Origin of the sequence: Trinickia sp. (genome assembly GCF_036503415.1) — a bacterium.
Classification (GTDB): Bacteria; Pseudomonadota; Gammaproteobacteria; order Burkholderiales; family Burkholderiaceae; genus Trinickia.
The window spans coordinates 40017-51397 of the sequence record NZ_DASXWY010000161.1 but is presented as its reverse complement, the minus strand read 5'-3'; the positions used below and the strand labels follow the sequence as shown (position 1 = coordinate 51397).

The following is an 11381-nucleotide window of genomic DNA, read 5'->3' as shown; positions in this document are numbered from 1 at the left end:
CACGCGCTGCAGCAGCTCGCGGTAGGTCACGTTCGTCACCGTACCGTCGTCGGCTTCGAACACGATCGCCGTTTTCTCGGCGTTGCCGAGCTCGATTTGCCGATCCAGGCAGTTGTACGACGCATTCAGCTCGCCGTCTTCGTACCAGGTGTAAAACGGCGCATTCGATTCGTCGAGCACCTTCGTGAACGGCTTGTGCCACGACAACGTCTCGCGAGCGAGCTTCGCCCAGAATCCCTCGTAGTCGTGTTCCGCGTGCTCCATCAGCGCGCGGTACGCGTCCATTCCGGACACCGTCGCATTCGCCACCAATTCGGGGGGCGGCGCAAAGACGCGACTTTCATGAAGGACCGATTCAATCGCAGACATCGACAACTCCTAATCGACAAGATGAAATTTCCTATCCGCCGCCGGCGCGCCCGTCGTTCGAGCATTCGGTCGGGCAGCTTGCAAGCTGGCGCCGATGGATGCGGCACTGCAACATGAAGCGCATCCATCCCGGGTATCGCGTAACAATCCCGAGAATATTCCCTGCACCCGCCCTGCCGCAACTCGCGTGATACCTACCGGTCGCTCTGTCCTATACGCCGCGCTGGGGATTGAATACTGCTGGCGAGATGATCCATGCGCACATCGCGCTTGCTTTACCGTGGCCCAGGCGCGCCCATACAATGCCAGCCTGACCCATGCCCCCGCACCCCATGAATCGATACGCCTGGTTTCTCATTGCCGCCATGCTGCTCGTCGGCAGCAATGTCGGGATCGGCAAGTCGATCGTCGCTTTCGTCCCCGTCCCGCTTTTCGCCACGCTGCGTTTCGTCATCGCGCTCGCCGTACTTTGGCCGCTTTTGCGTGTGAGCAAAATGAAGCGCGTCAAGCGCGACGAATGGTTCAACCTCTTCCTTCAGGCTCTTTTCGGTACGTTCGGCTTCACGCTGCTGATGCTGAGCGGAGTCGCGCGTACCAGCGCGGTGGCGGCCGGAGTCATCACCAGTACGATCCCGGCCGTGGTCGCCCTGTTCGCATGGCTTTTTCTGGGTGAAAGACCTACGGGCCGGGCCATCGTCTCGATCGCATTCGCCGTCGCCGGCATCGTCGTCATCAATCTCTCGCAAGTCGGCGCACACGCACCCGCGCGGCCCGTTGCGGCATCGCTGGCCGGCAACCTGATGGTGCTCGGCGCCGTTTGCTGCGAATCGCTGTACGTGATCTTGTCGCGCCGCCTCACGCAGACATTGGCACCGATCGATATCTGCGCTTACACGCACCTGTTCGGTTTCCTGCTCATGTTGCCGCTCGGCGCCAATACGCTCGCGCACTTCGATTACACGAGCGTGCCCAGCCACACCTGGGTACTCGTCGTCTGGTACGGGCTGTCCGCCAGCATCTTCTCGTTCTGGCTCTGGATGAAAGGCATCCGCCACGTTCACGGCAGCCTTGCCGGCGTCTTCAGCGCCGTACTGCCCATCGCGGCTGCCGCGTACGGCATCGTATTTCTGGACGAACGCCCCACATTCGCGCACGGCATTGCTCTCGCGTGCGTCATGGCCGGTATTGCGCTGGCGAGCGTCGGCACGAAACGCACGCCGCCCGTCGCCTCCTGATCGGGCGCCGGCTCCGGCCGGCCCGGGCGGGTGCCGGGCTCCGAGACGAACGGCCAATGCACAGCGCGGTACAATAGCGCGATTTTTCGCGTTTTCCCGGCGGCCGGCGCGCCGCCTCGCCCCCACAGCATCCAAGCCATGACAGTCATCAAACAGGAAGACCTGATCCAGAGCATCGCCGATGCGCTGCAATACATCAGCTACTACCATCCGCTCGACTACATCCAGGCACTCGGTCGCGCGTATGAACTCGAAGCCAGCCCGGCGGCGAAAGACGCCATCGCGCAAATCCTGACCAACAGCCGCATGTGCGCGGAAGGCCGCCGGCCGATCTGCCAGGACACCGGCATCGTCACCGTCTTCGTGAAGGTCGGCATGGATGTGCGTTGGGGCAGCGAGAGCGGCCCGGCAACGATGGGCGTGACGGAGATGATCAACGAAGGCGTGCGCCGCGGATATCTGAATCCCGACAACGTGCTGCGCGCCTCGATCGTCAATCCGCCGGAAGGTGCGCGCAAGAATACGAAGGACAACACGCCGGCCGTGATCCATTACGAGATCGTGCCCGGCAACACTGTCGATGTGCAGGTCGCGGCCAAAGGCGGCGGCTCGGAGAACAAATCGAAGTTCGCGATGCTCAATCCGTCCGATTCGATCGTCGACTGGGTGCTGAAGACGGTGCCGACGATGGGTGCCGGCTGGTGCCCCCCCGGCATGCTCGGGATCGGCATCGGCGGCACGGCCGAGAAAGCGATGGTAATGGCGAAGGAATCGCTGATGGATCCCATCGACATTCAGGAAATCATTGCGCGCGGCCCGCGTGACTGGATCGAAGAGCTGCGCATCGAGCTGCACGAAAAGGTCAATGCCCTCGGCATCGGCGCGCAAGGCCTCGGCGGCCTTGCGACCGTGCTCGACGTCAAAATCATGGCCGCGCCGACACACGCCGCCTCCAAGCCCATCGCCATCATCCCGAACTGCGCGGCCACGCGCCATGCGCACTTCACGCTCGATGGATCCGGCGCCGCGAAGCTCGAGGCGCCCCCGCTCGACGCCTGGCCGAAGGTTCAATGGGTGGCCGACACCGAGACGAGCAAACGCATCGACCTCAATACGCTGACGGCGGAAGAAGTCGCCAGCTGGAAGCCGGGGCAAACGCTGCTGCTGTCGGGCAAGATGCTCACCGGTCGCGATGCGGCGCACAAGCGCATTGCGGACATGCTGGCGAAAGGCGAAAAACTGCCGGTCGACTTCACGAACCGCGTGATCTACTACGTCGGGCCCGTCGATCCCGTCCGCGACGAAGTGGTCGGCCCGGCCGGCCCGACCACGGCCACGCGCATGGATAAGTTCACCGAGACGATGCTGTCGCAAACGGGTCTCATCTCGATGATCGGCAAGGCCGAGCGCGGCCCGGTCGCGATCGAGGCGATCAAGAAGCACAAGGCGGCTTATCTGATGGCAGTCGGCGGAGCGGCCTATCTGGTGTCGAAGGCCATTCGCGGCGCGAAGGTGCTGGCGTTCGAAGACCTCGGCATGGAAGCCATCTACGAATTCGACGTGACGGACATGCCGGTCACGGTGGCGGTCGACTCCACGGGTACCTCGGTGCATGAAACCGGCCCGAAGGAGTGGCGCGCCAAGATCGGTAAGCTGCCCGTGGTACCGGCTTAAGGCGACGACCTGGCCGCGGCGTCTCGCGTGCGAAAGCCGGGCCGTCGCGCCCGGCTTTTTCACTGCGGCACGCCGAACATCGTGCGATCGGCCAACGCTCGCGCACGCGGCTTGGCATTTCGGACAGCAGCGTTTATCGTTCGCAAACAGATGCCTCACGACAAAGGAAGATCATGCAAGGCGACAAGCAAGTTCTCGACTATTTGAACCGCCAACTGACCAACGAGCTGACGGCAATCAATCAATATTTCCTGCACGCCCGCATGTACAAGCACTGGGGGCTCGAAAAGCTGGGCAAGCACGAATACGATGAATCCATCGGCGAGATGAAGCACGCCGACATGCTCATCGAACGCATCTTCATGCTCGACGGATTACCGAACCTCCAGGATCTGCACAAGCTGCTCATCGGCGAGGAAACGCGCGAGATTCTCGAGTGCGATCTGAAGCTCGAGCAAGGGTCGCAGGCGACTTGCAAGGAAGCCATCGCCTACTGCGAATCGGTTCGCGACTACGTCTCGCGCTCCATCTTCGAAAAAATCCTCGACGATACGGAAGAACATATCGATTGGCTCGAGACGCAACTCGATCTCATCGATAAACTCGGCATTCAGAATTATCAACAGTCGGCAATGGGTTCGATCGAATCCTGATCGAGCAGTAGCCGGACTACGCGATCGTCGCTTCGTCGCTTCGTCACTTTGTCACCTTTCATGACGACCACCCCAACTTCGTTCGAAAGCAGCCCGGCGGACACCGTTCCCGATCTGGCCGCCGCACCCGTCGGGATCTTCGATTCCGGCCTCGGCGGTCTTTCCGTGCTGCGGGCCGTTCGTACCGTGCTGCCCGGCGAGTCCCTCCTCTACGTGGCCGACTCCCGTCACGCCCCCTATGGAGAGCGCGACCACGCCTATATCGTCGAGCGCACGCTCGCGATGGGGGACTGGATCGTTTCGCAAGGTACAAAGGCGCTCGTTGTCGCTTGCAACACGGCGACGGCCGAGTCGATCGCCGCGCTGCGCGAGCGCCTGCCCATTCCCGTCGTAGGCGTCGAGCCCGGCATCAAACCGGCGGCCGCTCAGTCGAAGACGCGCGTGGCCGGAGTGCTGGCCACGCACGTCACGCTGAAAAGCGAGCGGTTTCGCCAATTGGTGGAGCGCCACGCGGCCGATTGCCGCTTCATCTGCCAACCGGGACACGGCCTCGTGGAGGCGATCGAACGCTGCGACATCGATTCACCGGCGCTCTCGCGGCTCCTCGAGGGTTACATCGAGCCCATGCTGGAAGCGGGCGCCGACACCCTCGTCCTCGGTTGCACCCATTACCCGTTCCTCGATACGGCCATCCGCCGAATCGTCGGAGACCGGTTGACGCTCATCGACACGAGCGTTGCCATCGCCAGACAGCTCGAACGCATCCTCGATACTCACGGGTTGCGTGCTGTGCAAGGCACCGCACCCGCGGCGCCGCGCCTCTGCTCCACGAGCGACGGAGCCCATCTGCGGCAGCTGGCCCAGGCTCTCTTGAGCCTGGATCTGCCGGTGGAGCAGTTGCAGCCCGTTGGCGCGCCCGGCTCGGAACGCGGCGTGGCCGGACACGCTCCCAAGGCGGCATAACAGCAAAACCGTTTACACCGGCCTACACCGGCCCGCCCTTCCTGCCCCAATAAAGGGGCAGGACATCCTTCCCCGATAAAAAAACAACGCGCAGGCTTGCAAAGCGTTGCGAACGAAATGATAATAGTTCGCATTAACGTTCTCTACTGCACGAGCCATGATTGTCTGCGTCTGCAAGTCCGTTTCGGACCGGAAGATTCGCGCCGCCATCGCGGAAGGTGTCGATTCGTTCGACGAACTGCAATTCGAGTTCGGCGTCGCCACGTGCTGCGGCAAGTGCGAGGAATCGGTGCGAGACGTCATGGCACAGTGCGGGGTATGTGAGACGCGCTGCGGCGTGCAGCGCCCGGCGCACGCACATCCGATGGAAGTCACTTTTTACGATCGCAAAGCTGCTTGAGCATTGCGCAGTTTGCTTTCGCTGTTTATCTTTTCGTTCGGCGCGCCAGTTTCGTCACCCGCCAGCAGCCGCTCGTGTTCGTCGGAGGACTTCGAGATGGAATTGCTTATCGGTTTCGCCATGGCGCTGGGTATCTCCCTCCTGATTTTTCGCGCATGAAGTGCCAGCCATTGGGTCGCGCGCGCCATGAAGTCGGCGCACTGCCGTATTGATGATGGGCGCGCCATTGAACGTCCCGGCCTCGACGGCATCGGCGCTGCCGCCAGCGGCGCGCATGCGCGCAGTGTCGACCGTGGCCGCGGTTGCCATCATCCACGTCGTGTTGATCGCCCTGATCATGCGGGCGAGCGAGCGTACGGCCCCGCCCGTCGCGATTGAATCTCCCGTCATCCGCGCACAATTGCTGAGCCCCGAACCGGCGCCAGCCGCCCCAAGCGCATTACGGTCGAGCCCCGCGCCCGCTCCGGCACCCCAACCCGTCGTGAAAAAGCACATCGAGCCGCGCGTGCGCCCGCCAGCACCTGTGCACACGGTGTCGCCGCGCGTTCCCGACCATCCAGCGGCGCCCGCGCCATCAGCCGCGTCACAGAACAAGCCCGAGCCGGCTGCGGTCGTCGCGCCTCCCAAAGCGAACGAGGCGGCCAGCCAGCCGGCTCAGCCCGCGCCGGCCGCCACAGGGCGCGAAACGCTTGCGATGAGCGCGCCCAAAGACGTACGTCACGTCGACTGCAACATCGTCAAACCGGACTACCCCGCGTTATCGCGTCGCCGCGGGGAAGCCGGCACGGCGGACGTGAATTTCGTGATCGGCCTCACGGGTACGATCGAAAACATCGAACTTGCCAAGAGCAGCGGCTACCCGCGGCTCGACGAAGCGGCGCTTGCTGCGATGCGCGCGAGTTCTTGCCGTCCTTATACGGAAAATGGCTCGCCGGTCCGCGTGGCCTATACGAAGCCGTTCATATTCGCGTTCGGCGATTGACGTCACCGAGAAAAGAGGAAACCAATGCAGAGCTACGGTGTAGCCCATGTCTGGGCACAGGGCGATTTCGTCACGCGCGCGATTGCGATCGCGTTACTGGCAATGTCGTTGATGTCGTGGAGCGTGATCATCGCGAAGGGATGGAGCGCGCTCCGGCTGCGCCGCCTGACGAAGCATGCCGAGCGCGATTTCTGGCATTCCGGTGATTTCACGAGCGGCATCGAGAAGCTTGGCGCATCGGCGCGCGCCGCCCACGACAACCCTTTCCTTGCGCTCGCGCTGTCGGGCCAGGAAGCCGCCGATCACCACAAGCGAACGCAGCCCCATTTGCACGATCAACTCGACGTTTCCGAATGGATCTCGCGGTGCTTGAAGGACACGATGGACAATCGTGTCGGGCATCTGCAGAGCGGCCTCGGCGTGCTCGCGTCGATCGGATCGACTGCGCCGTTCGTCGGGCTCTTCGGTACCGTATGGGGCATTCATCGTGCGCTGGTCTCCCTCGGTGCGAGCGGCGCGGCATCGATCGATCAAATCGCCGGCCCGATCGGTGAAGCGCTCGTCATGACGGCGTTCGGGCTGATCGTTGCGATTCCGGCCGTGCTCGGTTACAACGCGCTCACCCGCTCGAACAAGGCGATCGTCGGAGGTCTGCGTCGGTTTGCCCACGGCCTGCACGCGTATTTCGTGACAGGGACACGGCTTTCATCGACGGGAACGGGAAGCCTGCGCCTCGCGACGCGCGCGAACTGAACACGGGACGGGCAACGACCATGCAAGCCTTCGATGTCGATGACGACGACGATCTGATGAACGAGATCAACATGACACCGTTTATCGATGTCATGCTCGTGCTGCTCATCGTGTTCCTCGTAGCCGTTCCCGCGATTCATCGCGCAATCGCGGTCGATCTCCCGCAAGCCGGGGGAAGCGCGCCGGCTCCACGTCCCGCCCATGTGAGCGTCAGCGTGCGCGCCGACGGCGCCCTCTTCTGGAACAACGAGCCCGTTGCGCCGGACGCGCTGTTGCAACGAATTCGGAAGACGGCCGAGGCCGATCCACAAACCGAGTTGCATCTCGAAGCCGATCGGAAGGTTCCGTATGAGCGGGTCGCCGAAGTCATGTCGATGGCGCAAGCGGGCGGATTGACGAGAATCGGTTTCGTCACTGCACCCAAGCCGAACGGCGCCCGTTGAGCGCGCATTCCGCGCTCAATAAAAAAGGCCCTCATCATGCGACGAGGGCCCTTTTTTTCATGCGCACACGGCGCCTTCGGGCGGCGGGCTCGCTCGCCATCGGGGTAGCGGGAGCACGCAAATGCGACAGCCGTGATCGTCACGGACAGCGCGTTTCAGCCCTATTCGGCTTGCTATGAGAGAAGCCGCCATATTCCGCACTGGACCGCCAGCGCGAACGGGATTCCACTATAGGTCTCCCTGCCGGACGGTTCAAGCGAACCGCCATAGAAACTACTGATCGTCGCCGGCGCTTCAATGACAAAAGCGATGCACCCGCCTCATGGCGCCACCAGGGACGCTTGCCGTTGCGCCGCGCGAACCTGCTCTTTTGTGGGGCATTCGCCCGGATGTTCGGCCCGATCGATGACCTCGACGAGATAATCGACGAAGGCCCGCACCGCCGGGATCATGCCCTGTCGCGAGACGAACACCGCGAAAAGTTGCGGCGCCGGCAACGTCCAACCCGGCATCACGGGCGAAAGCTGTCCCGTTCGCATGGCGGCGCCATACATCATGACAGGCAATGCAGCGATACCGACACCGGCCAGCACTGCGTCACGAATCGTCGTGAGATCGGCCGTCACCACGCGCGGCTCATGCTCGTGCGCGTGCCGCTTGCCATCGGGTGAAATCAGATTGAACACGTGGCGCCCGTCCCCGCTCGGGGTATCGAGCGTCTCGAAGCGTGCCAGATCGGCCGGAACAACGGGCGGCGCATGCTGGCTCAGCAGGCTCGGGGCTCCCACGAGCATCTGCTCGGTGCGCCAAAGCGGTCGCGCGACGATGTTGGCGTTGTCGGGCGGCTCCGAACGTACGCGCAGTGCCACATCAATGGAGTCGTCGTAAAGATCCATCACCCGATTGGTCACACGGATCGATAGCCGAATTTCCGGATATCGCAGCAGGAACTCAGGAAGGACGTCCGACAGCAGCGTCTGCGAGACCGTCACTGGAACGCTCACACGTACGGTACCGCGCGGCGAGGACCGCAACTCCTGAACCGCATCCATTGCGGCTTGCGCTTGCGTCAGCATCTCTCGGCAATGCTGGTAAAAGAGCTGCCCCGCTTCGGTCAGTGCAAGCTTGCGTGTCGAGCGCTGCAGTAACCGCACACCCACCGCCGATTCCAATTCCGCCACTCTGCGCGACAGGCGTGATTTCGAAATACCGAGCACACGCTCAGCCGCGGAGAAACCACCGTGTTCGACGACGCGTGCGAAATACATTAGGTCGTTCAGGTTGTGCGAATCGAGCTGCATCTGATTGTTCCATCAATGGGACGGTCCATTGCCCTGGAGGTGGCTGGAATGGCGGGTGCCGGTCCATATAATAAGCCTACACACTCTAACCGCGATGCCCGAGAGGGATCGCAGAGATCACTCCACATGTCAGCCACTCGCAGCATCAGATATACGCTCCCGGCCGTCCGCACGACGGAAGGCGGCGGGTTTGTCGTCCATCGACCGTTCCCTACCCGCATGCTGATGGACTTCGATCCATTTTTGCTGCTCGACGAGATGGGGCCCACCGACTACGCGCCCGGCGCGGCCAAGGGCGCGCCCGATCACCCGCACCGCGGATTCGAAACGGTGACCTATCTGCTCGAGGGCCGTTTCAGCCACAAGGATTCGGCCGGGCATGCCGGTGTACTGAAGCCGGGCGACGTTCAGTGGATGACGGCCGGCGCGGGGGTCGTTCACAGCGAGATGCCCGAGGCGGCCTTCGCCGCCGGTGGCGGCCGCGTACACGGGCTCCAACTCTGGGTCAATCTGCCGCGCAAGGACAAGATGATCGCGCCGCGCTACCAGGAAGTCCCTTCGGAGCAGATTCCGATAGCGATTTCGCAAGACGGTAAGGTACGAGTCAAAGTGATCGCGGGCGAAGCGCTCGGCGTGCGGGCCACCATCGAAACGCGCACTCCGATCCTGTATCAGCACTTTTCGCTGCAGCCTGGCGGCTCGGTCGTCCATCCGGTGCCGGAAGGGTTCCGCGTATTTGCTTATGGGCTCTCCGGTGTGGGGCAGTTCGGTCCGACAGGGCAAGCCGTGCGCGCGCAGCATATGGTCGTATTCGGCGACGACGGCGACAGCGTGACGCTGAGCGCGGGCGACGAGCCGCTGGAGGTGCTGCTCATCGGCGGCGCACCGCTCAACGAGCCGATCGTGCGGCACGGTCCGTTCGTGATGAATACAGAGGAGGAAATCAGGCAGGCCGTCGTCGACTATCAGACGGGCCGCATGGGCCAGATCGCCCACTGATTCCCGGCTCCGGGCATTGCCGTGCGCGCGCTGTCTCTCGCGCAGGCGGCGATGAATTGCGTCACAATAGTCGTTCGTGCGGCTGACCGTCTGCGCGCCAGCCGTACGACGGCTATCGGCGCCGCAACGTCGAGCCCGCCCTTGAACCCGGAGCCCAGGCATGAGCGAACGCGTCGTCCACGCAAAGATCGGTCCTACCCCTTATCAAGTTTTGTTCGATGACGGTATCCATCTCTGGCATGCCGACGAACCCGCCGCGCTCGGCGGCGGCGATCGAGCACCCACCCCAGTCTCGCTGCTACTGTCCGGTCTAGGCGCATGCACTTCGATCACGCTGAAGATGTATGCCCAGCGCAAACAGTGGCCGCTGGAGGATGTGCATGTCACCCTCTCGCTCGAGCCCACCGAAGAAGGTTCGACGATCAATCGCACGATCGTTCTCACGGGGCCGCTGTCCGACGAGCAACGCGAACGGCTTCTGCAAATCGCCAACGCCTGCCCCGTTCACAAAATCCTCACGCGTCCGATCAACATCAATACCGGCCTTGCCGCGGTGCCCCCGTCGACCGTGGATGCCACCGGAAAATGAACGCCTGAAGCGAAGGACCCGTCTTGAATTTCGAACACCTCATCCAGATCAACGACCCGCTCAATCCGCTCGTCGAGAAGCTGACGCGCGAGCAGCTTTGGGAGGGGCTCGTGTTGCGTGCTGAGCAACCGCAACTGTTCGTGATCGGATTGGATAGCTGCACGATCCTCTCACGAACGGACTTGACGCTCGAACGCGAACTCCACTACGGCTCCGCTACGGTTCGAGACCGCGTCACGCTGACGCCGAACGAAAGTGTGCGGTACGACATTCTCCCGACGCAGGCATATGTGGGCGGCTCGCTTACGATGACGATCGAGCAACCGAACGCATCCCAGCTTTTTCTGCGTTTTCAGTACGAGACGACCCTCCCTACCGCTGACACCGAAGACGCAAGGCAAACGACGGAAATCGTGAAATCCGCATATCGGGAATCCGATATCGACACCGTGCGCCTCATTCGCCAGTACGCCAGCAACCCGAAAGAACCGCGCGCCTTGCATTAACGGCAACCCACGCGTGGGGTAAGCAAACGGCATCGATACGTCGCTATCGGTGCCGTATCTCGATGAAAATCTTTTTTTCAATTAATAATGATTCTCATTTATACTTTGCTTCATCGAATCGAGACATTGATGCGCAGATGAGTGAATTCAACCGCCCGACAACCCTGACTTTGCGACGCGCTATGCCAACCGCCTCACGTCACAGCCGAAACGAACGGACCGATCCGGCTTCTGGTCTGGGCACGGCTTCAGCAAGCGATGGGAGCGGCAGCGAACGTCGCGAGCAGCGCGTGGTGCGCAGCGATACGCTGCTTCAGGGAGGAACGCATGTGCTGATCGCCCATAACGGCGAAACGTACCAGCTGCGCGCAACGCGCCTGGGCAAGCTGATCCTGACGAAGTAACGACCGGGTATTGTGGGGACCACCTCCCAAGAGGTGTTGGGCAGTAGCCAGCCGCGACGGAATTGCACGCGAGTCTAGACCCCTTCGTGCAACCACTTTTTGCAACCGCC

The 11381-nt window shown here is 62.4% G+C and carries 15 protein-coding genes; 12 read left to right on the top strand and 3 right to left on the bottom strand.

The features are described from left to right. Window positions 1-369 (bottom strand): acetyl-coenzyme A synthetase N-terminal domain-containing protein (locus tag VGL01_RS20260; protein WP_331572484.1); only part of this gene is annotated, 369 nt, incomplete at its 3' end. A gap of 332 nt (window positions 370-701) precedes the next feature. Here VGL01_RS20260 and VGL01_RS20255 point away from each other — a divergent pair. The 5 genes from VGL01_RS20255 (at window position 702) to VGL01_RS20235 (ending at window position 5294) form a co-directional block, all read left to right on the top strand. Continuing rightward, window positions 702-1604 carry a DMT family transporter gene (locus tag VGL01_RS20255; protein WP_331572481.1) on the top strand — a complete coding sequence of 301 codons (903 nt, stop codon included), beginning with the start codon at window positions 702-704 and terminating at the stop codon, window positions 1602-1604. Window positions 1605-1742: 138 nt separating this feature from the next. After that, window positions 1743-3278: a fumarate hydratase gene (locus VGL01_RS20250; protein ID WP_331572479.1), complete on the top strand. Its 1536-nt coding sequence runs from the start codon at window positions 1743-1745 to the stop codon at window positions 3276-3278. 173 nt (window positions 3279-3451) lie between these two features. After that, on the top strand, window positions 3452-3931 hold the full coding sequence (gene bfr, locus VGL01_RS20245; protein WP_173258965.1) for a bacterioferritin: 480 nt from the start codon (window positions 3452-3454) through the stop codon (window positions 3929-3931). A 60-nt stretch (window positions 3932-3991) separates the two neighbouring features. After that, on the top strand, window positions 3992-4894 hold the full coding sequence (gene murI / locus VGL01_RS20240; protein WP_331572477.1) for a glutamate racemase: 903 nt from the start codon (window positions 3992-3994) through the stop codon (window positions 4892-4894). A 157-nt stretch (window positions 4895-5051) separates the two neighbouring features. Then, on the top strand, window positions 5052-5294 hold the full coding sequence (locus VGL01_RS20235; RefSeq protein ID WP_173258962.1) for a (2Fe-2S)-binding protein: 243 nt from the start codon (window positions 5052-5054) through the stop codon (window positions 5292-5294). Here the strand turns inward: VGL01_RS20235 and VGL01_RS20230 are convergent. Then, complete coding sequence (locus VGL01_RS20230; RefSeq protein ID WP_331572494.1) at window positions 5273-5521, bottom strand: hypothetical protein; 249 nt, start codon at window positions 5519-5521, stop codon at window positions 5273-5275. The genes VGL01_RS20235 and VGL01_RS20230 overlap by 22 nt on opposite strands. On the opposite strand from VGL01_RS20230, the gene VGL01_RS20225 reads away from it, so the two are divergent. From VGL01_RS20225 to VGL01_RS20215, 3 genes are read left to right on the top strand one after another with little or no spacing between them, the layout of a single operon-like run. Continuing rightward, a complete protein-coding gene (locus VGL01_RS20225) occupies window positions 5509-6276 on the top strand; it encodes an energy transducer TonB (protein WP_414720311.1) in 768 nt (255 codons plus the stop codon). The genes VGL01_RS20230 and VGL01_RS20225 overlap by 13 nt on opposite strands. A 24-nt stretch (window positions 6277-6300) precedes the next feature. After that, on the top strand, window positions 6301-7029 hold the full coding sequence (locus tag VGL01_RS20220; RefSeq protein WP_331572473.1) for a MotA/TolQ/ExbB proton channel family protein: 729 nt from the start codon (window positions 6301-6303) through the stop codon (window positions 7027-7029). A 20-nt stretch (window positions 7030-7049) separates the two neighbouring features. Further along, window positions 7050-7472 carry a biopolymer transporter ExbD gene (locus VGL01_RS20215; protein ID WP_331572471.1) on the top strand — a complete coding sequence of 141 codons (423 nt, stop codon included), beginning with the start codon at window positions 7050-7052 and terminating at the stop codon, window positions 7470-7472. Between the two features lie 320 nt (window positions 7473-7792). Here VGL01_RS20215 and VGL01_RS20210 read toward each other — a convergent pair whose 3' ends face one another. Continuing rightward, window positions 7793-8773 carry a LysR family transcriptional regulator gene (locus VGL01_RS20210; protein ID WP_331572468.1) on the bottom strand — a complete coding sequence of 327 codons (981 nt, stop codon included), beginning with the start codon at window positions 8771-8773 and terminating at the stop codon, window positions 7793-7795. A gap of 126 nt (window positions 8774-8899) precedes the next feature. On the opposite strand from VGL01_RS20210, the gene VGL01_RS20205 reads away from it, so the two are divergent. From VGL01_RS20205 to hemP, 4 genes are all read left to right on the top strand, one after another. Continuing rightward, a complete protein-coding gene (locus tag VGL01_RS20205; protein ID WP_331572466.1) occupies window positions 8900-9772 on the top strand; it encodes a pirin family protein in 873 nt (290 codons plus the stop codon). A 160-nt stretch (window positions 9773-9932) separates the two neighbouring features. After that, window positions 9933-10361, top strand: a complete 429-nt coding sequence (locus tag VGL01_RS20200) for an OsmC family protein (protein ID WP_331572464.1) — start codon at window positions 9933-9935, stop codon at window positions 10359-10361. A gap of 23 nt (window positions 10362-10384) precedes the next feature. Continuing rightward, a complete protein-coding gene (locus VGL01_RS20195) occupies window positions 10385-10867 on the top strand; it encodes an SRPBCC family protein (protein ID WP_331572462.1) in 483 nt (160 codons plus the stop codon). 137 nt (window positions 10868-11004) lie between these two features. Continuing rightward, window positions 11005-11271 (top strand): hemin uptake protein HemP, encoded by a 267-nt coding sequence (gene hemP, locus VGL01_RS20190; RefSeq protein WP_331572492.1) that lies wholly within the window; start codon window positions 11005-11007, stop codon window positions 11269-11271. Window positions 11272-11381: the final 110 nt, after the last annotated feature.